General features: G+C 60.8%; 27 protein-coding genes and 1 tRNA gene. 12 read left to right on the plus strand and 16 right to left on the minus strand.

Annotated elements, in window-relative coordinates; all coding sequences use genetic code 11:
- Window positions 1-190 precede the first annotated feature (190 nt).
- The 10 genes from ACO6VD_RS26690 to dibA all read right to left on the minus strand — a co-directional run bounded on the left by ACO6VD_RS26690 (window position 191) and on the right by dibA (window position 11124).
- Entirely contained in the window at window positions 191-592 is a 402-nt protein-coding gene (locus tag ACO6VD_RS26690; protein ID WP_400174169.1) for an ExbD/TolR family protein, read from the minus strand.
- Between the two features lies 1 nt (window position 593).
- Window positions 594-1316 (minus strand): MotA/TolQ/ExbB proton channel family protein, encoded by a 723-nt coding sequence (locus ACO6VD_RS26695; protein WP_422422836.1) that lies wholly within the window; start codon window positions 1314-1316, stop codon window positions 594-596.
- Between the two features lie 27 nt (window positions 1317-1343).
- Window positions 1344-2138, minus strand: a complete 795-nt coding sequence (locus tag ACO6VD_RS26700) for an energy transducer TonB (protein WP_422422837.1) — start codon at window positions 2136-2138, stop codon at window positions 1344-1346.
- Window positions 2139-2382: 244 nt separating this feature from the next.
- On the minus strand, window positions 2383-4725 hold the full coding sequence (locus tag ACO6VD_RS26705; protein WP_422422838.1) for a TonB-dependent receptor: 2343 nt from the start codon (window positions 4723-4725) through the stop codon (window positions 2383-2385).
- Between the two features lie 254 nt (window positions 4726-4979).
- On the minus strand, window positions 4980-5969 hold the full coding sequence (locus ACO6VD_RS26710) for a sulfate/molybdate ABC transporter ATP-binding protein (RefSeq protein WP_400174165.1): 990 nt from the start codon (window positions 5967-5969) through the stop codon (window positions 4980-4982).
- A 3-nt stretch (window positions 5970-5972) separates the two neighbouring features.
- Entirely contained in the window at window positions 5973-6845 is an 873-nt protein-coding gene (gene cysW / locus ACO6VD_RS26715) for a sulfate ABC transporter permease subunit CysW (protein ID WP_400174164.1), read from the minus strand.
- Window positions 6846-6859: 14 nt separating this feature from the next.
- Window positions 6860-7678, minus strand: a complete 819-nt coding sequence (gene cysT, locus ACO6VD_RS26720) for a sulfate ABC transporter permease subunit CysT (RefSeq protein ID WP_422422839.1) — start codon at window positions 7676-7678, stop codon at window positions 6860-6862.
- A gap of 87 nt (window positions 7679-7765) precedes the next feature.
- Complete coding sequence (locus ACO6VD_RS26725) at window positions 7766-8773, minus strand: sulfate ABC transporter substrate-binding protein (RefSeq protein WP_422422840.1); 1008 nt, start codon at window positions 8771-8773, stop codon at window positions 7766-7768.
- Window positions 8774-8848: 75 nt separating this feature from the next.
- Complete coding sequence (oscA, locus tag ACO6VD_RS26730; RefSeq protein WP_092275127.1) at window positions 8849-9031, minus strand: sulfur starvation response protein OscA; 183 nt, start codon at window positions 9029-9031, stop codon at window positions 8849-8851.
- A gap of 197 nt (window positions 9032-9228) precedes the next feature.
- The gene (gene dibA, locus ACO6VD_RS26735) at window positions 9229-11124 is read right to left on the minus strand and encodes a phosphodiesterase DibA (RefSeq protein WP_422422841.1); all 1896 of its coding nucleotides are present in this window, start codon (window positions 11122-11124) and stop codon (window positions 9229-9231) included.
- A gap of 149 nt (window positions 11125-11273) precedes the next feature.
- On the opposite strand from dibA, the gene desA reads away from it, so the two are divergent.
- Together desA and ACO6VD_RS26745 are read left to right on the plus strand one after the other, a co-directional pair.
- The gene (gene desA / locus ACO6VD_RS26740; RefSeq protein WP_400173068.1) at window positions 11274-12458 is read left to right on the plus strand and encodes a delta-9 fatty acid desaturase DesA; all 1185 of its coding nucleotides are present in this window, start codon (window positions 11274-11276) and stop codon (window positions 12456-12458) included.
- A gap of 134 nt (window positions 12459-12592) precedes the next feature.
- Window positions 12593-13582 carry a GGDEF domain-containing protein gene (locus tag ACO6VD_RS26745; RefSeq protein ID WP_422422842.1) on the plus strand — a complete coding sequence of 330 codons (990 nt, stop codon included), beginning with the start codon at window positions 12593-12595 and terminating at the stop codon, window positions 13580-13582.
- 64 nt (window positions 13583-13646) lie between these two features.
- Here the strand turns inward: ACO6VD_RS26745 and ACO6VD_RS26750 are convergent, their stop codons facing one another.
- From ACO6VD_RS26750 to gabD, 3 genes are all read right to left on the minus strand, one after another.
- A complete protein-coding gene (locus ACO6VD_RS26750; protein ID WP_422422843.1) occupies window positions 13647-14855 on the minus strand; it encodes an HDOD domain-containing protein in 1209 nt (402 codons plus the stop codon).
- Between the two features lie 138 nt (window positions 14856-14993).
- Window positions 14994-16277 (minus strand): 4-aminobutyrate--2-oxoglutarate transaminase, encoded by a 1284-nt coding sequence (gene gabT / locus ACO6VD_RS26755; protein ID WP_400173072.1) that lies wholly within the window; start codon window positions 16275-16277, stop codon window positions 14994-14996.
- Window positions 16278-16461: 184 nt separating this feature from the next.
- Window positions 16462-17904 (minus strand): NADP-dependent succinate-semialdehyde dehydrogenase, encoded by a 1443-nt coding sequence (gene gabD / locus ACO6VD_RS26760; RefSeq protein WP_422422844.1) that lies wholly within the window; start codon window positions 17902-17904, stop codon window positions 16462-16464.
- Between the two features lie 261 nt (window positions 17905-18165).
- Between gabD and ACO6VD_RS26765 the strand changes: the two genes are divergently transcribed.
- The 8 genes from ACO6VD_RS26765 (at window position 18166) to ACO6VD_RS26800 (ending at window position 22231) form a co-directional block, all read left to right on the plus strand.
- Window positions 18166-18242: transfer RNA gene (locus tag ACO6VD_RS26765), tRNA-Arg, on the plus strand.
- Window positions 18243-18483: 241 nt separating this feature from the next.
- Window positions 18484-18993, plus strand: coding sequence for a hypothetical protein (locus tag ACO6VD_RS26770; protein ID WP_045181170.1), 510 nt, complete (start codon window positions 18484-18486; stop codon window positions 18991-18993).
- An 11-nt stretch (window positions 18994-19004) separates the two neighbouring features.
- Window positions 19005-19532 carry a DUF5384 family protein gene (locus ACO6VD_RS26775; RefSeq protein WP_422422845.1) on the plus strand — a complete coding sequence of 176 codons (528 nt, stop codon included), beginning with the start codon at window positions 19005-19007 and terminating at the stop codon, window positions 19530-19532.
- Window positions 19533-19590: 58 nt separating this feature from the next.
- Entirely contained in the window at window positions 19591-19914 is a 324-nt protein-coding gene (locus ACO6VD_RS26780) for a hypothetical protein (protein ID WP_400173076.1), read from the plus strand.
- 385 nt (window positions 19915-20299) lie between these two features.
- A complete protein-coding gene (locus ACO6VD_RS26785; RefSeq protein WP_422422846.1) occupies window positions 20300-20620 on the plus strand; it encodes a DUF3077 domain-containing protein in 321 nt (106 codons plus the stop codon).
- A 162-nt stretch (window positions 20621-20782) separates the two neighbouring features.
- On the plus strand, window positions 20783-21136 hold the full coding sequence (locus tag ACO6VD_RS26790; protein ID WP_422422847.1) for a DUF4190 domain-containing protein: 354 nt from the start codon (window positions 20783-20785) through the stop codon (window positions 21134-21136).
- Window positions 21137-21157: 21 nt separating this feature from the next.
- Complete coding sequence (locus tag ACO6VD_RS26795) at window positions 21158-21616, plus strand: DUF805 domain-containing protein (protein ID WP_422422853.1); 459 nt, start codon at window positions 21158-21160, stop codon at window positions 21614-21616.
- 174 nt (window positions 21617-21790) lie between these two features.
- Window positions 21791-22231 carry a CBS domain-containing protein gene (locus ACO6VD_RS26800; RefSeq protein ID WP_422422848.1) on the plus strand — a complete coding sequence of 147 codons (441 nt, stop codon included), beginning with the start codon at window positions 21791-21793 and terminating at the stop codon, window positions 22229-22231.
- Window positions 22232-22247: 16 nt separating this feature from the next.
- On the opposite strand, the gene ACO6VD_RS26805 is transcribed toward ACO6VD_RS26800, so the two are convergent.
- The 3 genes from ACO6VD_RS26805 to ACO6VD_RS26815 form a co-directional block, all read right to left on the minus strand.
- Window positions 22248-22886, minus strand: coding sequence for an NADH:ubiquinone oxidoreductase subunit N (locus ACO6VD_RS26805; RefSeq protein ID WP_422422849.1), 639 nt, complete (start codon window positions 22884-22886; stop codon window positions 22248-22250).
- Between the two features lie 62 nt (window positions 22887-22948).
- Window positions 22949-23197, minus strand: coding sequence for a DUF2789 domain-containing protein (locus ACO6VD_RS26810; RefSeq protein WP_400173080.1), 249 nt, complete (start codon window positions 23195-23197; stop codon window positions 22949-22951).
- Between the two features lie 60 nt (window positions 23198-23257).
- Window positions 23258-23716 carry an aminoacyl-tRNA deacylase gene (locus ACO6VD_RS26815; RefSeq protein WP_422422850.1) on the minus strand — a complete coding sequence of 153 codons (459 nt, stop codon included), beginning with the start codon at window positions 23714-23716 and terminating at the stop codon, window positions 23258-23260.
- Window positions 23717-23818: 102 nt separating this feature from the next.
- On the opposite strand from ACO6VD_RS26815, the gene ACO6VD_RS26820 reads away from it, so the two are divergent.
- Both ACO6VD_RS26820 and ACO6VD_RS26825 read left to right on the plus strand, forming a co-directional pair.
- Window positions 23819-25204: an NfeD family protein gene (locus tag ACO6VD_RS26820; RefSeq protein ID WP_422422851.1), complete on the plus strand. Its 1386-nt coding sequence runs from the start codon at window positions 23819-23821 to the stop codon at window positions 25202-25204.
- Window positions 25205-25206: 2 nt separating this feature from the next.
- The gene (locus ACO6VD_RS26825; protein ID WP_422422852.1) at window positions 25207-25953 is read left to right on the plus strand and encodes a slipin family protein; all 747 of its coding nucleotides are present in this window, start codon (window positions 25207-25209) and stop codon (window positions 25951-25953) included.
- The last annotated feature ends 88 nt before the right edge of the window (window positions 25954-26041 follow it).

The following is a 26041-nucleotide window of genomic DNA, read 5'->3' on the forward strand; positions in this document are numbered from 1 at the left end:
CTTGAAGGCGGTTGAATCCGTGGTTGCTAGCGATGCCCGGGATAGCCGGGCCAGGGGCGCTACGCGCCCCATCGCCGGCTATCGCCAGCTCCTACAGTTAACCAGGTGACAGACAGTTGCTCCTACAATAAAAAAAGGGACCACCCCCTGCCTAGGAATGGCCCCTGAAGACTTGCCTGAGGTGTGTTGCTCAGCGGGCGGTGATCACCGACAGCTTGGTAATCCCCGCACGTTCGATCGAGGCCATGGCACGTGCCACTTCCCCATAATTCACGCCGTCGTCCGCCTGCAGTTGCACGCGCACTTCCGGGTCCTTGGCCTTGGCGGTCTGCAGGCTGGTTTCCAGCAAGTCAGGCTGGATCTCATCCTTGTTGATGAACAACTTGCCAGCGCCATCGATGCTCACCACCAACGGGTCTTTCTGCTCCACCGGGGCCACGGCCTCGGTCTTGGGCAGGTTGATCGGGATGGCGTTGGTCAGCAGTGGCGCGGTGACGATGAACACCACCAGCAGCACCAGCATTACGTCCACCAGCGGGGTTACGTTGATCTCGCTGAGTACTTCGTCACTGTCCTGGGTCGAGAAGGCCATATCAGGAAGCCTCCTTCACTTTTTGCTGCGTGCCGCCGGCCGCTTTGTAGGCAGTCGGGTGCACCAGGACGCGGAAGGCACTCTTCTGCGCCAGGCTGTAGAAGTCGTGGGCAAAGTCATCGAGGTCGGCAGCGGTCAGCTTCAGGCGACGCAGGAAGTAGTTGTAAACCAGCACCGCCGGTACCGCGACGGCGATCCCCACCCCGGTGGCGACCAGTGCCGCACCAATCGGGCCGGCCACGGTTTCCAGGCTGGCGGAACCGGCAGCACTGATGCCCTTGAGCGCTTCCATGATGCCCCAGACGGTACCGAACAGACCGATGAACGGCGAGGTACTGCCGATACTGGCGACCACTGCCAGACCGGTTTCCAGCGAGCGTCGTTCACGCACGATCTGCTGACGCAGGGCGCGCTCCAGGCGGTCCTGATGGTTGATGGCCTGGCTCAGGTCGCTGGCCTGACCGGGCTCGCCGACGGCAATCGCGGCATAACCGGCCTGAGCCACACGGGCGGCGGCGCCGGGCTGGCTTTCGCTCAGCTCTGCCGCGGCATCCAGACTAGAGGCGGCCCAGAAGTGTTTGTGAAAGCGCTTGTCCTGGTTTTTCAGCCGCACGAACTGCACGCCTTTGACCAGGGCCAGGCCCCAGGTAATGACAGAGAAGCCCACCAGCAGCCAAATCACCGCGCTTTCGATGGATTCGAGGGGGGATGCCAATAACGTCATGATCAATACTCTCTCTATTAGCGCGAATTAGTGGATCTTGAATTCGATGGGGACGCTGACCCAGCCATCCAGGGCCACGTCACCCTGCTTGGACGGAACGAAACTCCAGCGCTTGACCGCCGCCAGGGCGGCATCGTCGAGCTGTTGGCGACCGCTGCTTTTCTGCAACTGAATCTCCCCTGGCTTGCCGCTGGCCAGCACCTGCACCCGCAGCAACACAGTGCCTTCCCAACCACGCCTGTGGGCCAGTGCCGGATACTCTGGCGCGGGGTTCTTCAGGTACCCGGCGCTGGCCGAAGCGGGCGTCACCGGTGCTGGCGCCGGCGGTTTTGGCGCAGCAACGGGTTTAGGAGGCGCGGGCGGTTGCTCGACCGCCTTGGGTGCCGGCTTGGGTTCGGGCTTGGGCACTGGCTTTGGCTTGGGTTTGGGCACCGGTTTCGGTGCCGGCTTGGCTGCCAGCTCATCGACTACCGGAGGCGGTGGCTCAACCACGACCGGTGGTGGTGCCGGCGGCGGGGGCTGGACCACTGGCGGCGCAGGCTGCGAGAACTCGATGGTCATCGGCGGGATTTCCGGCGGTACTACCGGTAGCACCGGCGTCGGTGCCTGGCTGATCCAGTACGCTACGGCGCCATGCAGGGCCAGGGCGAAGATCCCCAGGACGATTTTTTCCCGGCGGCCCAAGGCGCTTTTCGGGGTGCGCTGCAGGCGCTGATACCCCAGGGGTATACGGTGTGGCCGACCGAGGTCGACCAGCTCGCCGCTCGGCGTCTGGCGCCAAAGCACATCAAGCGCGGTGGCGGCGGTCTGGACATTACCCATTGATCAACTCCTGGGATCGCGGTGCGTTTCATCGAAGGCAGCTCATTTGCCTTCGTTGTGTGGATCATCACTGCGCACTGCTTATTTCTTAAAGTAATCTTTAAGGTTATGAATAGACTTAAAACGCATATAGAAACTCGGCACTTGGCCCCACACCCCGCCGTTCAAGGCCTCGGGCCAATTGCTGATTTGCCTATGCCTGCCACGCATGAAAAGTATTCAGTGCAGGCATGGAAAAACCGCCTCAAAAGTCGTAGCGACCGGTCAAACCCAGGGTTCTTGGCGTACCTGCCAGGCCTTCATAGCCACCGTTGGCAGCGCTCCAGAGGGTGGTGTAGTAGGTCTTGTCGAAGGCATTTTTCAGCCACAGCGAGACATCCCACTGACCCTGGCCCAGGTCGCCGCGCAAGCCGGTGGAAAAGTTGACCACGGCGTAGCTGGGGATCTGCGCAAAGTCGGAGTCCTCGACCGTACCCACCGCCTTGGAGCGGAATGCGTAGCTGGCGGTGACGTAAGGCTGCAGGCCGTTGTCCAGGTCCCACTGGTACTGGCCGTTGGCGTTACCGATCCACTTCGAGGCGCCGACCACCTGGTGACCGGTCAGATCGCAGGCTGCGGGCGCTCCTGGCTGCAGGGCGACTTCAGGGGCGCACGGGGCATCCTTGTAGGAGAGGTAGCGAACATCGTTGTACGAGCCGTTGAGGTTCAAGGTCAGGCCACGAATCGGCACCAGGGTGCTTTCCACCTCCACCCCACGGGAGCGCACGGAGCCGGCGTTGGTCAGGTACTGCACGCGGTTGGCTTCGTCGTAGGCGTTGGTCTGGTAGCCATGCACCTCGGTCCAGAACAGGTTGGCATTGAGTTGCAGGCGGCGATCCCAGAGGGTGCTCTTGAGGCCCAGCTCGGCGTTGTTGGCGCGCTCGGTGCCGATCAACAGCGAGTCGGCACCCGCCACTGGCGCGGTCGCCACCGTCAGGTTGACCCCGCCGGACTTCTCGCCATGAGACAAGGTGGCGTACCCCAACAGATCGTCGGTAAAGCGATAACTCAGGTTCAGCAGGCCTGACGGGCTGAAGGTGTACTGATTGAGATCGCCCGAGTCATAGGCCCCCACCCTTCCCTGCCGGACCGCAGCGGCCGCACCAGTGACAGCTGCTCCGCCGACCGGGGCGGCACGATCGACCCAGGCGCTTTTCTCTTCATAGGTGCCACGAATACCGGCCGTAAAATCCAGGCGCTCGGTCAGGTGCCAGGTGCCTTGGCCGAACAGGGCAAAGCTGTCGGTACTGATATGGCCCTTGCCAAGGGTAGTGACATTGGCCAGGGCGCCCGCCGGGGTGCCGTTCCAGATATCCGCCTGGGGTCCGTAGTAAACGAAGGATTTGTTATCCAGGTCGGAGCCGAAGTAGTAGGCGCCCACGACATAGTCGAAGAAGCCACCGGTGGGCGACGCCAGGCGAAATTCCTGCGAGTACTGCTTGTCGCGTACCGAAACCCCGGAGTTGTACGCGGCGGGCACATTCAGGCCCTCATCGTTGCGCGGGGTGAAGTCCCACCAGCGGTAAGAGCTGACCGAAGTCAGGGTGAAATCGTTATCCAGGGTCCAGTTGGCTTCCAGCGAGGTGCCACCCTGGAACACGGTCACTTGCTGGTCGCTGTCCAGGTTGACCTTGCGCTTGCTGCCATCGATCAGCGTGGCGCCTGCGGCCCTGGCCCGGGCTTCATAGCGGTTGACGCCGTTGATGGTCGGCCCGGTGCTGTACAGCAGACGGGTACCGGCGCTGGAATCCTCTTCGTTGTAATCACCGATCCAGCGCAGGTTGAACTGCTCGCTGGGCTTGTACAGCAACTGGCCGCGAAAGCCCTGGCGCGAACCACCATTGAGGGTGTGACCGTCGTACTCGTTCTTGATGTCGCCGTCGCTGCGGGTACGGTAAGCCGAAATACGCCCGGCCAGGGTTTCGCTCAGAGGTCCGGACAAGGTGCCCTTGGTCTGGAAGTAGCCATCCTCGCCCACCGAGGTTTCGATGCTGCGCTCCGGGGTAAAGCTCGGCGCCCGCGTGCTGATGTTGATCACCCCGGCGGTGGTGTTCTTGCCGAACAAGGTGCCTTGTGGGCCGCGCAGCACCTCCAGTTGCTCGATGTCCATCAGATCGAATACCGCCATGCCCGGACGGCCGAGGTAAACGTTGTCCAGATACAAGCCAACGCTGCCTTCCAGACCATCGCTGGCGGGGTTGTTGCCCAGGCCGCGGATCGACACGCTGGACTGGCGGGCGTGCATATAGGCAACGTTGACGCTCGGCACCAGTTGCTGCAGATCCTGGATGCGGTAGATGCGCTGGCTTTCCAGGGCCTGGCCATCGAGCACGCTCATCGGGGTAGGCACGTCCTGGGCGCTTTCCTCGCGGCGGCGAGCAGTGACGGTGACGGTCTTGAGCTGGCTGTCGCTGGCCTTTACCGCAGCCTGTTGCGGCTCATCGGCGTGCGCCGGCAAGCAGTGCGCGCTACCGGCCAGCAACAGGGCCAGGGGCAGGCGTTGGAGCCGCCGTGAAGAAAGGGGGGCAAGGCGAAGGGTCGGGCTCATGGGCGGGCTCCTGGCCAGGAACTTATATTCCTGATGGCTATATATTTATTAGTTGAAATATATTTATCGAATAAGAGATAGCCTTTATAAGGAGTGCGCCCGAGCTAGGGCAAATGCCTTTGCCCGATACTTTTTATGAGAAAAATGCATATGCAGGGTGGGGAGAGGGGAAATGCAATCGCGGGGCAAGCCTGCTCCCACAGGGAGTTGAACTGACCCTGTGGGAGCGGGTTTGCCCCGCGATTTAGGCAGACTCAGATGTTGGCGACTTTCTGCCAGACCTTGGGTTTGAAGAACAGGGTTTCGCCACGGGCCAGGCCGGTCAGGCTGTCATGATCCTTGACCACTTCAGCTTCGATCAGCTCGCTCTGCCCTTCGACCTTCAAGGTCACCCGGGTGGTCGCGCCCAGCGGACGAATGTCCCGCACTTCGGCTGCATGGTGCCCCTCGACCTCGTGGCGCGACAGCGACACTTCATGCGGGCGGAACAGCACGTGGTGACCTTCGCTCAGGTGCAGGCGGTTGGAGTCACCGAGGAAGTGGTAAACGAAATCACTGGCCGGGTTCTCGTACACCTCGCCCGGTGAGCCGATCTGCTCGATCACGCCCTTGTTCATGACCACGATGCGGTCGGCGACTTCCATCGCTTCTTCCTGGTCGTGGGTCACGAACACCGAGGTCAGGTTGATGTCTTCGTGCAGGCGCGCCAGCCAGCGGCGCAGTTCTTTACGCACCTTGGCATCGAGGGCGCCGAAAGGCTCGTCGAGCAGCAGCACCTTGGGCTCCACCGCCAGGGCGCGGGCCAGGGCAATACGCTGGCGCTGGCCACCGGACAGCTGCTCCGGATAACGGTCGCTGAGCCAGTCGAGCTGGACCATGTTCAGCAGCTCATGGACCTTCTCGGCAATCTTGCTTTCGCTCGGCCGCTCGCCCTTGGGCTTCATGCGCAGGCCGAAGGCAACGTTGTCGAACACGCTCATATGACGGAACAGGGCATAGTGCTGGAACACGAAACCGACGTTGCGATCACGCACGTCGTGCCCGGACACATCCTCACCGTGGAAAACGATATTGCCCTGGTCGGGAGTTTCCAGCCCGGCAATAATCCGCAGCAGGGTAGTTTTGCCGCAGCCGGACGGACCGAGCAGCGCCACCAGCTCACCGCTGTGGATATCCAGGTTGATGCTGTCCAGAGCCTGGAAAGCGTTGAAGCGCTTGCTGACGTTACGAACTTCGATCGACATGAATTATTCCTCCGCTGCGCTATGGCGCAGGCGGTTAATACGGTTCTCGCTCCACTGCTTGAGCAGCAGGATGAAGAGCGCCAGGATCAGCAACAGGCTGGCCACGCTGAAGGCTGCGACGTGGTTGTATTCGTTGTAGAGGATCTCGACATGCAGCGGCAAGGTGTTGGTCACCCCGCGAATGTGCCCGGAGACCACCGACACCGCACCGAACTCACCCATCGCCCGCGCGGTACACAGCACCACGCCGTAAATCAGGCCCCATTTGATGTTGGGCAGGGTGACATGCCAGAACATCTGCCAACCGTTAGCCCCCAGCAGGCGCGCGGCCTCTTCTTCCTGGGTGCCCTGCTCCTGCATCAGCGGGATCAGTTCACGGGCCACGAAAGGCACGGTGACGAAGATGGTCGCCAGGACTATGCCCGGCAAGGCGAAGACGATCTGGATGTCGTGATCCTGCAACCACGGCCCGAACAGGCCCTGGGCGCCAAACATCAGGACATAGACCAGACCGGCGATCACCGGCGAAACCGAGAACGGCAGGTCGATCAGCGTCACCAGGATGCTCTTGCCGCGGAAGTTGTACTTGCTCACGCACCAGGCGGCGCTGACGCCAAACACCAGGTTCAGCGGCACCGAAATGGCCACGGCAATCAAGGTCAGCTTCAGGGCCGACAAGGCGTCAGGCTCGAAGATCGCTTCAAAGAATGTTCCCAGGCCCATTTTCAGGCCTTGAGACACCACGATAACCAGTGGCAGCAACAGGAACAGGGCGAAAATCAACCAGCCGAGACTGATCAGGATCCGCCGTGAGGTGGAGCTGCCGCGGCGTGCGGCGTTGGCCGAAGCGGCCGCGCCAAGGGTAGATGCAGACATGGACGTGGCCTCCTTCAAGGGGTTTCGATGCGCCGCTGCAGCAAGTTGATCAGCAGCAACAGGACGAAGGAAACCACCAGCATCAACACGCCGATGGCAGTGGCGCCGGTGTAGTCATACTGGTCGAGCTTGACCATGATCAGCAGCGGCAGGATCTCGGTTTTCATCGGCATGTTGCCGGCGATGAAAATCACCGAACCGTACTCACCGACACCACGGGCAAACGCCAGGGCAAAGCCGGTCAACCAGGCCGGCAGCAGCGCCGGTACCAGCACATAGCGGAACACCTGCAGGGGCTTGGCGCCCAGGCAGGCTGCGGCTTCTTCGACTTCGCGGGGGATGTCGGCCAACACCGGTTGTACGGTACGCACCACGAACGGCAAGGTCACGAAGGTCAGCGCCAGGGTGATGCCCAACGGCGTGTAGGCAATCTTGAAACCCAGGTCGGTCGCGAACTGGCCAACCAGGCCCGCTGGCGCATACAGCGCCGTCAGGGCGATACCGGCGACGGCGGTGGGCAGGGCGAACGGCAGGTCGATCATCGCCTCGATGATCTTGCGCCCCGGGAAGGTGTAACGCACCAGCACCCAGGCCAGCAAGGTGCCGATAATGCCGTTGATGATGGCGGCGCAGAGGGCAGTCCCGAAGCTCAACTTGAGTGCGGCGATGACGCGCGGCGCACTGATGATGGCCCAGAACTGCTCCCAGGTGAGCTGAGCGGCATGCACGAACATGGCCGCCAGCGGTATGAGCACAATCAGACTGAGGTACACCAAGGTGTAGCCCAGCGTCAGCCCGAAGCCGGGTATGACGGGGGAGATACGACGTGACATAAAGGTCCCTGGTTGAACGCACGAAGCCCGGGACAAATCCCGGGCCCATGCTGGCTACTGAACGGCGATTATCCTGACGGCCCGCAATTACTGCGCCGTGTAGATCTGGTCGAACACACCACCATCGTTGAAGAACTTGGGTTGGGCAGTTTTCCAGCCGCCGAAGTCTTTGTCGATAGTCACCAGGTCCAGTTTCGGGAACTGCTTGGCGTAATCGGCGGCAACTTTCGCGTCTCGTGGGCGGTAGAAGTTATCGGCGGCAATCTTCTGCCCGGCCGGGCTGTACAGGTATTCCAGGTAGGCCTTGGCGATCGCTTCGTTGCCTTTCTTCTCGGCATTCTTGTCGACCACCGCCACTGGCGGCTCGGCGAGGATCGACAGCGACGGCACGACGATTTCGAACTTGTCGTTGCCACCGTCTTCCTTGAGGGCCAGGAAGGCTTCGTTTTCCCAGGCCAGCAACACGTCACCCTGACCGTTGTTGACGAAGGTGATGGTCGAGCCACGGGCGCCGGTATCCAGCACCGGTACGTGCTTGAACAGCTCCTTCACGTACTCCTGGGCCTTGGCTTCGCTGCCACCGGCTTTCAGGCCGTAGGCCCAGGCGGCGAGGAAGTTCCAGCGCGCACCACCGGAGGTTTTCGGGTTCGGGGTAATCACCGAGACGTCCTTCTTGATCAGATCGCCCCAGTCCTTGATGCCTTTAGGGTTGCCCTTGCGCACCAGGAACACGATGGTCGAGGTGTACGGGGTGCTGGCGTCCGGCAGACGGGTCTGCCAAGTGTCGGGCAGGGTCTTGCCGAGCTTGGCGACTTCGTCGATGTCGCCGGCCAGGGCCAGGGTCACCACGTCGGCGCGCAGGCCGTCGATAACTGCCCGGGCCTGCTTGCCCGAACCACCATGAGACTGCTGGATCTTCACTTTGTCGTCCGGGTGCGCCTGCTGCCAGTGCTTGATGAACTCGGCGTTGTACTGCTGGTACAGCTCGCGGGTCGGATCGTAGGATACGTTCAACAGCTCGTAGTCCTTGGCGATGGCGGAACCGGCAAACACGGCGCTGGCGAGTGCAGCCAGGGCATAACGGCGGATGGACATGGTGAAGCTCCCGATTGGCTATTTTTCTAATTAGGTGGCGTGTTCATCGCGGGGCATGCCCGCTCCCACAGGCAATCAGCTCGGCTTGTGGGCGGGGTTCTGCAGACGGAACTTTTCCTTGCGTTCGATCTGGACGACCTGGGCGTTGTGCACGGTGATTTCCACCGCACCAAACCGCAGGTCGCGCAGGGCGCTCTGGATTTCGCGCAGAATGGTGGCTTCGTCCTGACCGTCAACGCTACGCAGAGATGCGCTCATGCTCGTGCTCCTGTGAATAAGGGGTGCCGTGCAGTTACGCGAAGGGGAGCGACTGCGCCTGGCTTGAGGGCAATCTTAGGGGGCGCTGAATATTCTTAAAAATACTATTTAAGAATTTTTATATAACCAAAATAATCGCGGGGCAAGCCCGCTCCCACAGTGGGCTGTGGGAGCGGGCTTGCCCCGCGATCAGGCTCTCAGGCCCAGCGCAATTGCTGCACCGGAACCGGCCGGCCAAAATAGTACCCCCGCACCAGCTGGCACTCATGCTCGAGCAAAAACTGCGCTTGCTCGGCCTGCTCGATACCTTCGGCAAGTACCTGCATGCCCATGCTTTTGGCCAGGGCGATGATCACCCGGACAATCGCCGCATCGTCTTCATCGCACGGCAAGCCTGCGACAAAGCCCTGGTCGATCTTGAGTTTCTGCACCGGCAGGCGCTTTAGACGCAACAGCGACGAGTACCCGGTGCCGAAGTCATCTATAGCCAGGCGCAGCCCCAGTTCACGCAGGCGATGGAGCTGTTCCAGCGCAACTTCGTGGTCTTCCATCACCGCGCTTTCGGTGACTTCCAGTTCCAGCATGGCCGGGGCCAGGCCGGTTTCATGCAGCACCTTGGCAACCTGCTGGTAGAGGTCGCGGTGGCCAAACAGGCGACTGGAAATATTCACCGCCACAAATGCCAACGGCCGCCCGCTGGCCTGCCACTGCACCATCTGCGAACAGGCCTGACGCAACACCCAGGCGTCGATATCGGCAATCAATCCGGTACGTTCGGCAATGGGGATGAACTCACCCGGCGGCACCAATCCGCGTTGGGGGTGCTGCCAGCGCACTAGGGCCTCGACGCCGATCATGGCGCCGCTGCTCAGGTCGTGAACCGGTTGGTAGTAAACCCGCAGCTCTTCCTGCTCCAACGCCCGGCGCAGCTCGCCAGCGGTTTCGACGCGCTGCTGGGCATGGGCGGTCAGCTCTTCGGTGTACAGGGCATAACCGGCGCGGCCATTGCTCTTGGCCTTGAACAACGCCGAGTCGGCGTTGCGCAACAGTTGCTCGGCGCTCAGGGCATCACTGGGGAACAGGCTGATACCAATACTGGCGCTGACAAAAAGCCGCTGATTATCGAGTTCGAAGGGTTGCTTCATCACATCGATAATGTTCTGCGCCAGCGCTGCGGCCTGGCCGACTTGTGGAGTTTGTTCGGTCAGCACGGCGAACTCGTCACCACCCAGACGCGCCAAGGTGACGCCACTGCCGAGCAACACCTTGAGTCGCTCACCGACCATTTTCAGCAGTTGGTCACCAACATTGTGCCCAAGCCCGTCGTTGATGCTCTGGAAATGGTCGAGGTCCAGCAACAGCAGGGCACATCCGCGCTTGTTGGCTTGAGCGGCAGCCAGGGCCTGCTCGGCACGGTCATTGAACAGCATGCGATTGGGCAGATCGGTGAGCGGATCATGATGGGCCAGGTAAGCCAGTTCACGCTCGGAGTGCTTGATCGCGCTGATATCACTGAACACCGCCACGTAGTGACTCAGCTCGCCGCTGTCATCGCGGATCGAGCAGATGGTCTGCCACTGCGGGTACACCTCGCCGCTTTTGCGCCGGTTCCAGATCTCACCGCTCCACTCGCCCTTTTCCGCCAGGGTGGCGTAGATCTGCTGGTAAAACTCGGGGCCATGGCGTCCAGACTTGAACTTGCTCGGCCGTTGGCCGATGACTTCATCCTTTTCGTAGCCGGTGATACGCATGAACGCCCGGTTCACATGCACGATCACGCCGTCATGGTCGGTGACCAGCACGCCTTCCAGGGTGCTGTCGAACACTGCCGCAGCCATGCGCAAGCGCTCGCGGTCCTCACGGCGCAGGCGCGCGCCTACGCCAATGAAATTGAGCAAGCGGGCCCGGGAAGAGAAAATCAGCAGCGCGCTGCACAGCACCCACACGTGGGCACTGAGCAGTTGCCAACGCGCCAGTTGCTGCGGATTATCGAAAAGACTGCTCAATAATTGATCAGACAGTGCCAGCCACAGCACAGACAACACCAGATAGAGCGCAGCCATGCGCATGGCGTCTCGAATGGAAGCAGACATAAGGTCCTGACAAGCCCACAGAAAATATCCGAGGATTATAGGGTAGAAACATCCCGTGACCTCCTATCTAAAAGGCCGACTGGTTTTATTCGCCCGTGCAGCGATAATGCTTCCCGCTGTTCCTTATGTTCTAGAGGGCCCTATCGCCTATGTGGTACCAAGGTTTGCTCAACTTGTCGGCCTGGCAACTGCTGGCAGTTACGCTGGTCATGACCCATGTGACCATCGTCAGTGTCACCGTTTACCTGCACCGCTATTCAGCCCACCGCTCGCTGGAACTGAACGCCGGGCTCAAGCACTTTTTCCGTTTCTGGCTGTGGTTGACCACGGCGCAGAACACCCGCGAGTGGACGGCCATCCACCGCAAGCACCACGCCAAATGCGAGACCGTCGACGATCCGCACAGCCCGGTAATCCTGGGGCTGTCCACCGTCCTGCGCAAAGGTGCCGAGTTGTACCGCGAAGAGGCGCAAAACCCGGAAACCCTGCGGATCTACGGCAAGAACTGCCCAGAAGACTGGATCGAGCGCAACCTCTACTCGCGCTACAAAATGGGCGGCATTGCCCTGATGGCGGTGATCGACCTGCTGCTGTTCGGCACCATCGGCATCACCATCTGGGCCGTGCAGATGATGTGGATTCCATTCTGGGCCGCCGGCGTCATCAATGGCCTTGGCCACGCCGTGGGCTATCGCAACTTCGAATGCCGCGACGCTGCCACCAACCTCGTGCCCTGGGGCATCATCGTCGGCGGCGAAGAGCTGCACAACAACCACCACACCTACCCCAACTCGGCCAAGCTGTCGGTCAAGCGCTGGGAGTTCGACATGGGCTGGGCGTGGATCAAGCTGTTCTGCTTCCTGCGCCTGGCCAAGGTGCAGCGCGTCGCGCCGATTGCCCATCGGGTCGAAGGCAAGGGCCAGCTGGACATGGACACCGCCATGGCGATCCTCAACAACCGCTTCCAGATCATGGCCCAGTACCGCAAGCTGGTGATCGCGCCGCTGGTCAAACAGGAACTGGCACGGGTCGATGACTCGGTACGCCATCAGTTCCGCCGCGCCAAGCGCCTGTTGTCGCGCGAGACCAGCCTGCTGGAAGACCGCCATCACCTGCGCATCCAGACCATGCTCGAACACAGCCAGGCACTCAAGACCATCTATGAGAAGCGCCTGGCCCTGCAGCAAATCTGGCTGCGTACCAGCTCCAACGGACACGACATGCTGGCCGCCATGAAAGACTGGGTACACGAGGCCGAAGCCAGCGGTATCCAGTCCCTGCGCGATTTCGCCGCTCAGCTGAAAACCTACTCGCTGCGTCCGGCTCTGAGCTGACGCCGTTGATCGGCGCGCCCTTCGCCGGGCGCGCTGTCCGGAACTTCACCGCCTATTCTCACTCTGACAGGCATAACGCCCGCGTGGCGGGCCGGGTCATGGCCGCCCGCCTCTGTGTGAGAAGTTCCGCGCAAATGGTCACTAAGAAACCGTTGTCCCCACCCCACAGTGAGCCCCCTGCAGCCGCCCAGACCCTTCTGGCGCTTATGCATGCCCAAGGCGAAGTAGCGCGCCTGAGCGAGCGTGAACAGCTGTTCAGCTCGCTGCTCGATAGCGTCAATGCCGTGCTCTGGGCATTCGACTGGAAATCGCGTCAGGTGCTCTATGTCAGCCCCGCCTACGAGCGCATCTTTGGCCGCCCGGCGGAACTGCTGCTGGCCGACTTCAACCAATGGCGCGACAGCATCTACCCCGACGACCTGGACTACGCCGAACGCAGCCTGGCCGAGGTCCTGGTCAAAGGCGCGGTGGAAGATCGCGAGTACCGCATCATCGACGCCGAGGGGCGCGTGCGCTGGCTCAGCGACAAGTGCTTCATCAACCAGCAGAGCGATAACGACCATCGCTTGATCATCGTTGGCATGGCTGAAGACATCACCGAAAAAAAACTGCTCGAAGGCGAGCTGCAGCGTATGGCCACCACGGATGGGTTGACCCAGAGCAGCAACCGTCGGCACTTCTTCGACTGCGCCCAACAGGCCTTCGAAAGCGCGCGCCTGGAGCAAACGCCGTTTGCCTTTTTACTGCTGGACATCGATGACTTCAAACTGATCAACGATACCTACGGTCACCAGCAAGGCGACTACGTGCTGCAGCGCATCGCCGACCTGGGCAAAGCCGTGCTGCGCCGTGGCGATCTGTTCGGACGGATTGGCGGTGAGGAGTTTGCGGCGGTATTCCCTGGCTGTACGCCGCAGATCGCCCAGCAGATTGCCGAGCGCCTGCAGCGGGAAATTCAGCGTCTGGAGTTTTGCCATGAAGACCAGACATTCGGGGTGACGGTGAGCCAGGGGCTGACCGGTATCAGCGCGGCGGATGAGGCGCTGGACAGCCTGTTTGCCCGAGCGGATGCGGCGATGTACCAGGCCAAGCGCCAGGGCAAGAATCAGATTGTGATCGGCTGATCGCGGGGCAAGCCCGCTCTCACAGCGGCCCCCGGTGGGAGCGGGCTTTCCCCGCGATGCCAGCTCAAACCTTACGCAGCCTGCTCAACTCCGCCATCCCCACCTTGAGCAGCCGCGCCGTCCGGCTCTCAGCCAACGCCTCCAGTCCCTGATCAGCAGGCAGGCGCGCCAGTTGCCCGGCCAGGTTCATCACCAGCGCTTCACGCGAATACACCCCGCCACCCAGCTGGTAGATCGCCGCAATCAGCTCACGCAGCTCCAGCGGCAAGCGCCAGCGGGTGCGCAACGCCGACCCGAAAGCCGCGCCGAATTCATTGAGCGACAACTCGATACCGTCCTCATCCAGCTCGCCGCCAGACAAGCGCCATTCCTGCAGACAGCGCAGCAACGCCAGATCTCCCAGGCAGTGCAGCAAACCGGCGCAGTAGCAGCGCTCCTGGTCCAGCTCGAGCATCCGCGCCAGCACCCTGGAATACTCGGCCGCGTGCAAGGACAGCTCCCAGAAGTGCTGGGCCCGTTGCGACAACAACGGGTCGCTGAGCTTGGCGCTGCGCTTGAGTGTCAGCCCCAGGATCAGGTTCATGCTCTGCGTGGTACCGAGCTTGTTCAGCGCCTGCATCAGCGTTTGCACGGCACCGTCGCGGTGCAGCGCCGCGCTATTGGCCGCGGCAATCAGCACGGCGGTAACCTGCGGGTCGTTGCGAATCTCTTCTTCCAGGGTTTTCAGGTTCAGCCCCTGCGGATTCAGGCTGCGCTTGATCGCCTGCTGCACATCGGCCAGCAACGGCCCGCCATCGGCCGTGGCCCGGCGCCCTTCGAGAAAACGCGACAAGGTCATGCCCGGTTGCAGCGGCGGCACCGGGCAGGCGATTTCCTCACCCACCTTGAGCAACAGCTCCTCCAGGCGATGACGCAAGGAATCCATGTTCAACGGCTTGCTCAGGTAAGCCGTAGGCGCAAACGGCAGCGCCTCGCGCACGCTGGCGCTGTCGCTGCGGTTGCTCATGAGGATGAACGGCAACGCCGGCTGACGACCCTTGGCGCGCACGTTGCGCAGCAAGTCGAGGCCATCACCGCCAGGCAGTTCGCGCGCGGCAATGATCAGGTCAGGTTGGCACGACAGCGCCGCCAACGCCTGCGAGCCATCGGCACAGACCTGCACGCGCGCATCGCAACGCACACTGAGCAACATCTGGCTGAGCATCTCCCGCACCCAAGGGTCGCCCTCGGCAATCAACACACAAGGTGCCGTGGGTGGGCTGGTACTGCTCATACTCGATCTCCGACAATTTACGACACGCAACAGCGCGCACCTTCCAAGGTGTCTCCTGGATGCCAACCTTAGCCTTGTTACCTTCCTTTGGCCGAAAAAAAACCCGCCGAAGCGGGTTTTCTTCTACTGCGTCACAGTTTACGCCAGTTCAGCGAAGCACTCTTCGATGATTGCCAGACCTTGGTCCAGTTGCTCATCAGGCGAGGTCAGCGGAACCAGGATACGCAGGACGTTGCCGTAGGTGCCGCACGACAGCAGGATCAGACCCTTGTCGCGCGCCTTGGCCACAACCGACGCCACGGCAGCAGCGTTAGGGGTGTGGGAACCGGCTTTGTCGAAGACTTCAACAGCGATCATCGAGCCCAGGGCACGCACGTCACCGATGATCGGGTGCTTGTCCTGGATCTTGCGCAGGCCAGCGACCAGACGCTCGCCAACAGCCTGGCTACGCTCCAGCAGTTTTTCTTCTTCGAACACTTCCATCACGGCCAGGGCCGCGGCGCAAGCGATCGGGCTACCGGCGTAAGTGCCGCCCAGGCCGCCTGGAGCGATAGCGTCCATGTACTCGGCCTTGCCGCAGACACCGGCCAGTGGGAAGCCACCAGCAATGGATTTAGCGAAAGTGGTCAGGTCCGGGGCAACACCCATTTGCTCCATGGCAAAGAAGGTGCCGGTACGGCCAGCGCCAGTCTGCACTTCGTCAGCGATCAGCAGGATGCCGTGCTGGTCGCACAGGTCGCGCAGGCGCTTCATGAATTCTTTAGGCGCAACGTAGAAACCACCTTCGCCCTGAACTGGCTCGAGGATGATGGCAGCGATGTCGCGTGCTTCGGCGTCGTTCTTGAAGATGCGTTCGATCGAAGCGATCGAATCGTCAACGCTGACACCGTGCAGTTCGTTCGGGTACAGCGCACGGAAGATGCCGCCTGGCATCAGGCCCATGCCAGCCGAGTACGGTACGACTTTACCGGTCAGGCCCAGGGTCATCATGGTACGACCGTGGTAAGCGCCGGTGAAGGCGATCACGCCGGCACGGCCAGTGGCGGCACGGGCGATCTTGATGGCGTTCTCAACGGCTTCGGAACCGGTGGTAACCAGCAGGGTTTTCTTGGCGAAGTCGCCTGGAACCTTGGCGTTGATCTTTTCGCACAGCTCGACGTAAGGCTCGTAGGCCAGTACCTGGAAGCAGGTGTGGGTCAGCTTGTGCAGTTGGGCTTCAACGGCAGCGATGATCTTCGGGTGCACGTGACCGGTGTTCAGTACCGCGATACCGCCGGCGAAGTCGATGAACTCGCGGCCTTCGACGTCAGTAACGGTGGCGTTTTTTGCCGACTCGGCGAAGATCGGGTGGATCTGGCCAACACCGCGTGGAACAGCGGCGATACGACGTTGCATCAAAGATTCGTTGGTCTTGTTGCTCATAATGTCCTCAATTCGCCACACACAAGGGTGGCGCGATTCAAGTCAGAGTGGCCGGTATTCAACTGCAGGCAGCATGCGTTGATCGACTGCTGCAGGGGCCCAGGCCACTGGGTGTACGGTGTAAAAAGGCCAGCGAGACGTCGCTCTCGCGCCCCGCTGGCAGAGGTAAAGCCTTACGCTGCGATCAGACGCTGATGCATAGGTATTTGATTTCCAGGTAGTCCTCGATGCCGTACTTGGAACCTTCGCGGCCCAGGCCCGAGGCCTTGATACCGCCGAACGGCGCGACTTCGTTGGAGATCAGACCGGTGTTGATACCGACCATGCCGTACTCCAGCGCTTCGGCAACACGGAACACACGGCTCATGTCACGGGCATAGAAGTACGAGGCCAGACCGAACTCGGTATCGTTGGACATGGCAATGACTTCAGCCTCGTCCTTGAAACGGAACAGCGGAGCCAGCGGACCGAAGGTTTCTTCCTTGGCCACGGCAGCGTTCTTCGGCACGTTGATCAGTACGGTCGGCTCGAAGAAGTTGCCTTCGATGATCTTGCCGCCGGTCAGCACCTGGGCGCCTTTGCCGATAGCGTCGGCAATGTGCTCCTGGACCTTGGCTACCGCTTTCTCGTCGATCAACGGGCCAGTGGTGGTGCCGTCTTCCAGGCCGTTACCGATCTTCAGCTTGGCCACAGCGGCCTTGAGCTTCTCGGCGAAGGCATCGTAGACGCCATCCTGAACGTAGATACGGTTGGCGCAGACGCAGGTCTGGCCGTTGTTACGGTACTTGGAGATGATCGCGCCTTCGACGGCCTTATCCAGGTCAGCGTCGTCGAACACGATGAACGGTGCGTTACCGCCCAGCTCCAGGGAAACCTTCTTGATGTCCTTGGCGCACTCGGCCATCAGCTGGCGACCGATTTCGGTCGAGCCGGTGAAGGACAGCTTGCGCACGATCGGGTTGCCGGTCAGCTCGCTACCGATGTCGCCGGCGCTGCCGGTGACTACGCTGAGCACGCCTTTCGGAATGCCGGCACGCTCGGCCAGTTCGACCAGGGCCAGAGCGGAGTACGGCGTTTGCGAAGCAGGCTTGAGGACCATGGTGCAGCCAGCGGCCAGGGCCGGGCCGGCTTTACGGGTGATCATCGCGGCCGGGAAGTTCCACGGGGTGATCGCGGCGGTCACACCGATTGGCTGCTTGATCACGATCAGGCGCTTGTCTGGCTGGTGGCCAGGAATGGTGTCGCCGTAGACGCGCTTGGCTTCTTCAGCGAACCACTCGATAAAGGAAGCGGCGTAGACGATCTCGCCCTTGGCTTCGGCCAATGGCTTGCCCTGCTCGGTGGTCATCAGGCGGGCCAGGTCGTCCTGGTGCTCGATCATCAATTCGAACCAACGACGCAGCTTGCCAGCACGCTCTTTGGCGGTCAGTGCGCGCCAGGCTGGCAGCGCCTTGTCGGCGGCCTCGATGGCGCGACGGGTTTCGGCCGCGCCCATCTTCGGCACAGTGCCGATGATCTCGCCGGTGGCCGGGTTGTTGACCTTGATGGTCTGACCGTTGTCCGCGTCCAACCACACGCCATCGATGAAGGCTTGCTGGCGGAACAACTGGGCGTCTTTAAGCTGCATGTCGGCTTCCTTAACGGCACCGTACAGACACGGCGCGAATTATTGATTGTAGAAAAAGGAGAGCGTTTGAAATCTCAAACGAATCCTAGGAGCAACGAGGAAAAAGGACAATAGGGTGTTCGAAAAAAAGAACAAAAAGCGCTGTGTGGCTACCTTTTTCAGATCAACGTCACTTATAGGCCCCTGCGTGTGCAAAATCGAACACAGCCATTTGTGGCGATGGACGCCGCCAGTCTAGATGGGTATCATGGCGCCCGCGTTGCACTCGTAGCTCAGCTGGATAGAGTACTGCCCTCCGAAGGCAGGGGTCGTGGGTTCGAATCCCGCCGAGTGCGCCACCTTCCTCTCCCTTTGCTTGCAAAGACCCGGCGTTTTCGCCACTCGCGCTTTTTCAGATCCCCTTTCGCCAGCTGTTCCAGCCAAGCGAATGCTTTCCTTTATTACTCTGCGCTCTATCCAGATCCCCTGTAAGTCCTGTTGGCTTTACCTCGTTTGAACAATCCGTTTAGAATGATGGCAATATGCCCACCCAAATGGATTGCGGCGCAAGGTTACCCACACCCTCCAGGGAATTTAGGAATGAAAATGCTGAAACACTGTCTGGCTTTGACCGTTGTCGCTTCTCTCGTAGGCTGCCAGGCGACTGGCGAGCAGTATGAATCCGATGTGTTTGACGCCAGCCAGGTGAACACTCAGCAAGAAGCCAAGACCGTGAAGATCCTCACCGTCTCGCCGACCAAGATCAAAGTCAGCAACGAGAAGAACAAAAATGCCGCAATGATGGTTGGCGGTGTTCTCGGTGCACTGGGTGGCGCAGCACTGGGTGCTGGCAAAAACACTGACACCGCGATTGTCGGCGGTGTTGCCGGTGGTGGTGCAGGTGCCCTCGCTGGCTCCATGGTCAACGACACCACTTTGGTTCCAGGCGTGCTGATCGGTTACTCCGAAAGCGGCAAGATCTACACCTCCGCTCAGGTGGGTCGTCCTTGCAACTTCGAAGTCGGTGGCATCTCCCTGATGGTCATGACCATGAGCAACGAGACGCGCATTCAGCCGAATGCTACCTGCCCAGAACCTAAAAAGAGCTGAGGCAACCGGCCATGAAGCATATTGTTCTGGGCACCGCCCTCGCACTGTCTGCGATGACCGCTACGGCTGGCCAGTTCGATCAGCTTTACCAGATCGAACAGCAAACCAAACAGAAAGAAGCCGACCTGGAAACCGAGCGCCTGCGTCAGGCTGCGGCTGCCCAGCAGCGCGCTGAATCCCGCGAAGCCGCGGCTCGCCAGCAGCGTGCTGCCGCGCAACGTGCCGCTTCGCAAGCTGCCGCCGAACGCCAGAAAGTACAGGCAGCCGAGCACAAGCGCGTGCAGACCCGTGAAGAAGGTTTCGAGGACGAGCTGCGCGCCCTGGAGCTGGAAGAGCGTCGTCTGGCACTGCAAGCGAAAAAAGCCAAGGTTGCACGGGCCAACGACTACATCGATGCCGAGCTGCGCGACAGCGCCGCCCGCACCGACGTGATCCAGTCCAATGCCGACGCTTCGCGGAACGTCACCTCGGGCACCAAATCCTTGCTGGAAGATGCCGGCAAGGCCGAGGTCAATCGCTCCAGCAAGCTGTTCGAGTAACCATCCCCGGGTCAGCCTCGGCGCATGCGCCGGGGCCGCCCTCTGCAGAGACAACATCATGCTACGTATGATTATGCTGGCAGCGGCTGGCCTGCTGCTGAGCGGTTGCTTCAAGGAAGAAGCCAAGTTTCCCACCGTCGACCTGCATGGCCGTCTGGTGGTTGATCAGGACATGACCGCCTCGCGTCAGGCTCAGGGCATCCAGGGCGAGTACTTCAAGCGCGTACTCAGTGTTGATGGTCAGGACATGGACTTTGGCGCTTTCGTCAAACAGTACTGCCCGGACACCAACACCCGTAACGAAACCTGCATCAAGGCCTTCCGCATCAAGAAGATCGATGATGTCAGCGGCGCTACCCGGTTCTTGCCTAACGGGCTTTGATCGGCGTGGCAACAGCGAAAGGCTCAGGTGAAAACCTGGGCCTTTTTTGTTTGTCTTGGTATTCCACAGTGTCAGATTTTGTTTCGAGCCCCTCGAAAATGCTGGCTGATGTAACGTCCTAGGAAATACCCTACCGAGTCTGTCGATACCCGTCTGCTTGTCCCTGGGAACTCGTACCTCTAGGCTCCTATCCGTCACCGAACACTTGGTGATCGGGTGTGGTAACCCGGATTTATGGATCATCCCATACAGCCTATGGTGGCTGTACGCGGGAGGCTTTTAGCCTGCCGGGTCTGGGTGTTCCCCCGGTTTACCACCCCGCGTACAGCTGCCACCCATTCGTGTGGTAACGGATCACGGTGTCAGCTCCAACTGGAGCACCCATATGAAGAAGATCGTCCCCGATCCACCACTAGACCCATCTATCACCACCACCCACACCGTCTTCGGCAATTGCGACGCCGGCCACTCTCCGCTGTTCGCCGTCTGTTCCGGTATCGCCGCCCACGACGCGCTGGTGCACGCCTCTTTATATCTAAGCTGTGCCTACGACACCGGCTACAAAGCCTTCAACAACATCGATCCGGCCAGCAAGAACTTTCTCTGGTCGACCCTGCATTCGGTGGAAATGGCCAAGGGCCTGGTTGATGCGCTGCTTGACGGCATAGAAGATCGACCCATGGTTGCGCCTACGCAGCAACGGTAGGACTGTTCTATAGAAGAAAGCGTCGGCGCCGAAAACGCCGACGCCTATGCACAACCGCTAACCCTCAACGCGCCATTGTTTTGCCACCCATGAAATACTTGGTAAACTATCCCGCTGACTTCTGCCGCACACGCGCATCAGGAACGATCAAAAGGATTTGACATGGCAATGGTGTTTTGCCGCGGTTGCGCCAAGCAGATACATGTAACGGCGCCTTCCTGCCCACAATGCGGTGCGCTCCAGCATCTTCAGGCCCCTGTTCAGCCGGCCAATCCGCCCTCCCCCTGGATGGGCATCGTCTCCTTGACGCTCGGAATTCTCTGCACGCTTTCCCTATTCGATAGCGCCGAATGGGACAGCGATACGTTGCTCGGACTTAGCCTGTTTGCAATGGTCAGCCTGGTCCTGGGCAGCATCAGCATCCTGCAGCAAAAACCTGGCAGCAACATGGGCATCGCCGGTGTTGTCATGTCGGGTATTTCGCTGTTTGTGTATATCGGACTTTCAGTCAATTAACGTAAGGGATAACGAATGAGTATGGTTTTTTGCCGTGGCTGCGCCAAGGAAATCCATCAGAGCGCCATGGCCTGCCCGCAGTGTGGAGCACCGCAAGGCGTTGCACCGGCTGCCGCAACTACGACAGCTGCCGTTGCTCCTGAAGCCACGGGTAACTGGTATTTCGCCGTACTGAAAAAATACGCCGTGTTCGCTGGCCGTGCGCGCCGCAAAGAATACTGGATGTTCGTGCTGATCAACTTCCTGGTTGCCGTAGGTCTCGGCATCGCCGAGGGCCTGGCCGGTACCAACGGTTTGATCTCTAACCTGTATTCTCTCGCCGTGTTGGTCCCGGGCATCGCCGTTGGCGTTCGCCGTATGCACGATACCGATCGCAGCGGCTGGTGGTTGCTGCTGCCATTCGTCAACCTGGTGTTCCTGTGCCAGGACAGCACGCCAGGTGCCAACCGCTTCGGCCCGAACCCGAAGGGTATTGCTTGATCACGCATTGATCAGGTTTTAACAAAGCGGCCATCCTTGGCCGCTTTGTCGTTTGGGCCAGGCCATGACGTTTTTCAATCGACTCGATGCCGCTTTCTCCCTTGCCCTGCGGCCATCTGTACACGATTCTGTAGGTATCTGCCGTCATCCACTCCCAGCATTGCAGAGGCGTCTATGAAAACCGTGGCACAGCTCCTGAAAACCAAAGCCGAGAAACATCACCAGGTGCACACCATCGCGCCGGATCAGATGGTGCTCGATGCACTGAAGTTGATGGCCGATATGAACGTCGGTGCCTTGCCGGTGGTCGAGGGTGGTCAGGTGGTGGGGATCGTCAGTGAGCGCGACTATGCGCGCAAGATGGTGCTCAAGGGCCGCTCGTCGGTGGGCACCCCGGTCAGCGCGATCATGAGTGCACCGGTGATTACGGTGGGTCCGCACCAGAACATCGACTACTGCATGAACATGATGACCGACAGCCACCTGCGTCACCTGCCAGTGGTGGAGAACGGCGAGCTGCTGGGCCTGTTGTCGATCGGTGACCTGGTTAAAGAAGCCATCGCCGAACAGGCCAACATGATCCAGCAACTGGAACAGTACATTCGCGGCGATTGACTCGCCGCGACGTCGCTCAGCGGTATTCGGTCTCCAGCTCATCGAGCTGGTGGTCGAAGCTGCGCAAGCGTGCCGACCAGGTATACACCAGCACTTCCAGATCGCGGTTGAGCACCGCTGCCCCCCGGCCACTGCTTTGCTGTGAGTCGCACAGATCCAGTTGATAGCGCTCGCGGGCCATGGCGGTGGCCACAGTGGAGAGTTCACGGGCGTTGTCCAGCCAGTGACGACGCAGGTCGTGGGTTTCCTTGTCCAGTTCCCGACATTGGCGCTTCAGGGCTTCCAGGCTCTGCTCCAGGGGGGTGCCTTCAAGTTCGCCCATGACTTCCTGAAAGGTCCGCCCCGGCTGCCAGTAGCTACCCCAGAAGTAACGGTCGAACACGGTTTCAACCCGGCGCAAGGCAACCTTGGTGTTCCAGATAGCCACCAGTGTGCGGCCCTGGGCCAACTGGCGTTTGCTGACCCGCAACTGCTGCCAGGCAATCCAGGCCAGCGCCGTCAACGCCAGCGCCCCGATCACCCCACCGGCGGCATAGAGGAACACCAGGGCCTGGTGCAGTTGATGGGTCTGTTTGATGCCATAGAAATAGCCGACGGTCAGCAAGCCCAAGGCGGTCACGGAGCACCAGAAGCCGACGGCATAGGGATCTTTCATTGCGCTATCCCCTGTTGTTTTTTTCTGAGCATAGCAACGTAAATCGCCGGTACTGGTGCCGCTCAGCGTTTATTTTTTCGGTTGTGCAGAGCCTCGTTGAGTTGGTCGAACATGACTGCCCAATCGCTATCTTCGTTGATGCTGTCTTCGAGAAACCTGCGTTGCGCTGGCGTCCAGAATGACGCGTCAACCAGCCTTACATCATCCTTGAGCGGCGAATGACTGGTGATGAACTGCTCGATACCGACAGGGTCGTCGGGTAGTCCCAGCTGTTTGAACAGTTCAGAAAACTTGTGGTTGGTTGCTTCCATAAGTCACTCCTCAGGGCCAGACCGGTCGTCCACGACGCCAGCCTGGCAGTGGGTTGGTCATCAGCACACCTCACGCACTTCGGCGTTCGGCACCAGTTTCAGGTACTGCGTCATGTTCATGTGGATCAGGTGGTCGTGATCGCCGGCCTCGACATAGATATCACCCTGGCGGGTGAGTGTCGGGTCGACCAGCATCTTGATCGAGTAGGCATCGCCCATGGCCGGGATAGCGCCACGTTCACAGTCGCCGAACAGGTGAGGCAGATTGCTTTCAGAGGTCATGTGCCACTGACCGGTAGCCTGTACCTTGCTCATATCGAGATGACGATTGGCCGGCAGTACGGCCATCAGGTAGTTGCCATGGCGGTCGTCGAGCATGACCGACTTGGCCACCCGTTCGGCTGGCACTCCAGCCATGCGCGCCGACTCAAGGCTGGTGGCTGAGTGCGCGTGAGGAACGATGTCATAGTCGCAGCCGGCCTTGTCCAGGCACTGCTGCAGGGTTTTTGCCATACGCATGATGCACCTCCGCAGATAGCTCCCCCACTTCTGAAGTTTAGGCCGTGCTGCTACGGGCAGCCGACTAAACTTATTGGACACGCACAAACCGGGTGAATTCAGGTGATCGCTCGCTGGTGTCGGCATCTGCTCTTGCTGCTCTTGCTCGGCACGCTGCCTGGTGGCCAGGCGGCGCCCGGCCAATCGGTGCTGGTGCTGAGTATTAACGACGCCATCGGTCCAGCCAGTGCCGATTATCTGATTCGTGGTCTGCACCAGGCCGAAACCGACCAGGCCCAGCTGGTGGTGATCCGCCTCGACACGCCGGGCGGGCTCGACAGCTCGATGCGCGAGATCATCAAGGCGATTCTCGCCAGCCCCGTGCCGGTGGCCAGTTACGTCGCTCCCGGTGGCGCCCGGGCGGCCAGTGCCGGTACTTACATTCTCTACGCCAGTCACGTCGCTGCCATGGCCCCGGGCACCAACCTCGGTGCCGCCACCCCGGTGCAGATCGGCGGCCTGCCGGGCACCCCGAAAGACCCTGGCGCACCGCCGGCAGCTCCGACCGGCGACAAGCAACCCGCACCGAGCGAACAGGACACCTTGACCCGCAAACAGGTTAACGACGCCGCGGCTTATATCCGCAGTCTGGCGCAATTGCGTGGGCGCAATGCCGACTGGGCCGAACAGGCCGTGCGTGAGTCCGTCAGCCTGCCGGCCAGTGAGGCCCTGCGCCTGAAGGTGATCGATCAGGTCGCCAATGATCTCCCTGATTTACTCCGCCAACTCGACGGTAAGTCCCTCGAAGCTGCGGGGAAAACCGTGCAATTGCAGACCGCCGCCGCGCCAGTGACAGAACGCCAGCCAGACTGGCGTACACGCTTGCTGGCAGTGATCACCAACCCCAGCGTCGCGCTGATCCTGATCATGATTGGCGTCTACGGCCTGATGTTCGAGTTCATGAGCCCAGGCTCCGGGGTCGGCGGGGTAATCGGCGGTATCTGCCTGTTGCTGGCGCTGTATGCCCTGCAGTTATTGCCGGTGAGCTACGCCGGGGCGGCGCTGATTCTGCTTGGCATGGCCTTCATGATTGCCGAGGCGTTCATGCCCAGCTTCGGCGTGGTCGGCTTTGGCGGCATCGTCGCGTTCGTAGTGGGCGCGGTGATCCTGATGGACACCGATGTCCCCGGTTTCGGCATTCCGCTGCCGCTGATCCTGTTCCTCGCGCTGTTCTCGGCATTGCTGCTCGGCGGTGTGCTGGGCATGGCCTTGAGAGCGCGCAAGCGTGTGCTGGTCAGTGGCGATGCCGGGCTGGTCGGCAGCCTGGCCACAGTCATGGCGGTCAACGACAGCGATCCGTACATCGGCTCGGTGCAGGTGCAAGGTGAACAGTGGCAGGCGCAGAGCCAGACGCCGCTGCAGGTGGGGCAAAACGTCCGGGTGATCTCACGCAAGGGCGTACTACTGGACGTCAGCGCGGCGGCAGACGCTGTGGCGCAAGGAGACTGAACATGTTTTTCGAACTGGGTATTGGCGCGCTGCTGGCATTTGTTGCCGTGCTGCTTCTATCGGCGTTTCGCATTCTGCGTGAGTACGAACGCGGTGTCGTGTTCCAGCTCGGACGCTTCTGGCGGGTCAAGGGGCCTGGCCTGGTGTTGCTGATTCCCGGCGTCCAGCAGATGGTCCGGGTCGACCTGCGTACAGTGGTCCTCGATGTGCCGCCGCAGGATGTGATCACTCGTGACAACGTCTCGGTAAAGGTCAATGCGGTGCTGTATTTCCGTGTGCTCGACCCGCAGAAAGCGATCATCCAGGTCGAAGACTTTCTCATGGCCACCAGCCAGCTGGCGCAAACCACTTTGCGTGCGGTGCTGGGCAAACATGAGTTGGACGAGTTGCTGGCCGAACGCGAGCGTTTGAACCTGGATATCCGCCAGGTGCTGGACGCGCAGACCGACGCCTGGGGCATCAAGGTGGCCAATGTCGAAATCAAGCATGTTGATCTCAACGAGTCGATGATCCGCGCCATTGCCCGTCAGGCTGAAGCCGAGCGCGAACGGCGGGCCAAGGTGATTCATGCCGAAGGCGAGTTGCAGGCCTCGGAGAAACTGATGCAGGCCGCAGAAATGCTCGGGCGCCAGTCGGGGGCCATGCAACTGAGGTATATGCAGACTTTGGGCACGATTGCCGGGGACAAGTCGTCGACCATTGTCTTTCCGCTTCCGATCGAGATGCTCAAGGGGTTTGTGGATAAGTGACAGTCCCTCTGGGGGGACTCGGTGGGAGCGGGGGGGGGGGGGGGGGTGCGGGAGTTTTTTTTCTTTTCTCTTTTTTGTGGCGAGGTTC

The sequence above is a fragment of the Pseudomonas sp. GZD-222 genome, assembly GCF_049310525.1.
Taxonomy (GTDB): Bacteria; Pseudomonadota; Gammaproteobacteria; order Pseudomonadales; family Pseudomonadaceae; genus Aquipseudomonas.

Coding starts and splice junctions, on each gene's coding strand:
- ACO6VD_RS26690 (WP_400174169.1), bottom strand. CDS start 592: ATGGCCTTCTCGACCCAGGACAGTGACGAAGTACTCAGCGAGATCAAC.
- ACO6VD_RS26695 (WP_422422836.1), bottom strand. CDS start 1,316: ATGACGTTATTGGCATCCCCCCTCGAATCCATCGAAAGCGCGGTGATT.
- ACO6VD_RS26700 (WP_422422837.1), bottom strand. CDS start 2,138: ATGGGTAATGTCCAGACCGCCGCCACCGCGCTTGATGTGCTTTGGCGC.
- ACO6VD_RS26705 (WP_422422838.1), bottom strand. CDS start 4,725: ATGAGCCCGACCCTTCGCCTTGCCCCCCTTTCTTCACGGCGGCTCCAA.
- ACO6VD_RS26710 (WP_400174165.1), bottom strand. CDS start 5,969: ATGTCGATCGAAGTTCGTAACGTCAGCAAGCGCTTCAACGCTTTCCAG.
- cysW (WP_400174164.1), bottom strand. CDS start 6,845: ATGTCTGCATCTACCCTTGGCGCGGCCGCTTCGGCCAACGCCGCACGC.
- cysT (WP_422422839.1), bottom strand. CDS start 7,678: ATGTCACGTCGTATCTCCCCCGTCATACCCGGCTTCGGGCTGACGCTG.
- ACO6VD_RS26725 (WP_422422840.1), bottom strand. CDS start 8,773: ATGTCCATCCGCCGTTATGCCCTGGCTGCACTCGCCAGCGCCGTGTTT.
- oscA (WP_092275127.1), bottom strand. CDS start 9,031: ATGAGCGCATCTCTGCGTAGCGTTGACGGTCAGGACGAAGCCACCATT.
- dibA (WP_422422841.1), bottom strand. CDS start 11,124: ATGTCTGCTTCCATTCGAGACGCCATGCGCATGGCTGCGCTCTATCTG.
- desA (WP_400173068.1), top strand. CDS start 11,274: ATGTGGTACCAAGGTTTGCTCAACTTGTCGGCCTGGCAACTGCTGGCA.
- ACO6VD_RS26745 (WP_422422842.1), top strand. CDS start 12,593: ATGGTCACTAAGAAACCGTTGTCCCCACCCCACAGTGAGCCCCCTGCA.
- ACO6VD_RS26750 (WP_422422843.1), bottom strand. CDS start 14,855: ATGAGCAGTACCAGCCCACCCACGGCACCTTGTGTGTTGATTGCCGAG.
- gabT (WP_400173072.1), bottom strand. CDS start 16,277: ATGAGCAACAAGACCAACGAATCTTTGATGCAACGTCGTATCGCCGCT.
- gabD (WP_422422844.1), bottom strand. CDS start 17,904: ATGCAGCTTAAAGACGCCCAGTTGTTCCGCCAGCAAGCCTTCATCGAT.
- ACO6VD_RS26770 (WP_045181170.1), top strand. CDS start 18,484: ATGAAAATGCTGAAACACTGTCTGGCTTTGACCGTTGTCGCTTCTCTC.
- ACO6VD_RS26775 (WP_422422845.1), top strand. CDS start 19,005: ATGAAGCATATTGTTCTGGGCACCGCCCTCGCACTGTCTGCGATGACC.
- ACO6VD_RS26780 (WP_400173076.1), top strand. CDS start 19,591: ATGCTACGTATGATTATGCTGGCAGCGGCTGGCCTGCTGCTGAGCGGT.
- ACO6VD_RS26785 (WP_422422846.1), top strand. CDS start 20,300: ATGAAGAAGATCGTCCCCGATCCACCACTAGACCCATCTATCACCACC.
- ACO6VD_RS26790 (WP_422422847.1), top strand. CDS start 20,783: ATGGCAATGGTGTTTTGCCGCGGTTGCGCCAAGCAGATACATGTAACG.
- ACO6VD_RS26795 (WP_422422853.1), top strand. CDS start 21,158: ATGGTTTTTTGCCGTGGCTGCGCCAAGGAAATCCATCAGAGCGCCATG.
- ACO6VD_RS26800 (WP_422422848.1), top strand. CDS start 21,791: ATGAAAACCGTGGCACAGCTCCTGAAAACCAAAGCCGAGAAACATCAC.
- ACO6VD_RS26805 (WP_422422849.1), bottom strand. CDS start 22,886: ATGAAAGATCCCTATGCCGTCGGCTTCTGGTGCTCCGTGACCGCCTTG.
- ACO6VD_RS26810 (WP_400173080.1), bottom strand. CDS start 23,197: ATGGAAGCAACCAACCACAAGTTTTCTGAACTGTTCAAACAGCTGGGA.
- ACO6VD_RS26815 (WP_422422850.1), bottom strand. CDS start 23,716: ATGCGTATGGCAAAAACCCTGCAGCAGTGCCTGGACAAGGCCGGCTGC.
- ACO6VD_RS26825 (WP_422422852.1), top strand. CDS start 25,207: ATGTTTTTCGAACTGGGTATTGGCGCGCTGCTGGCATTTGTTGCCGTG.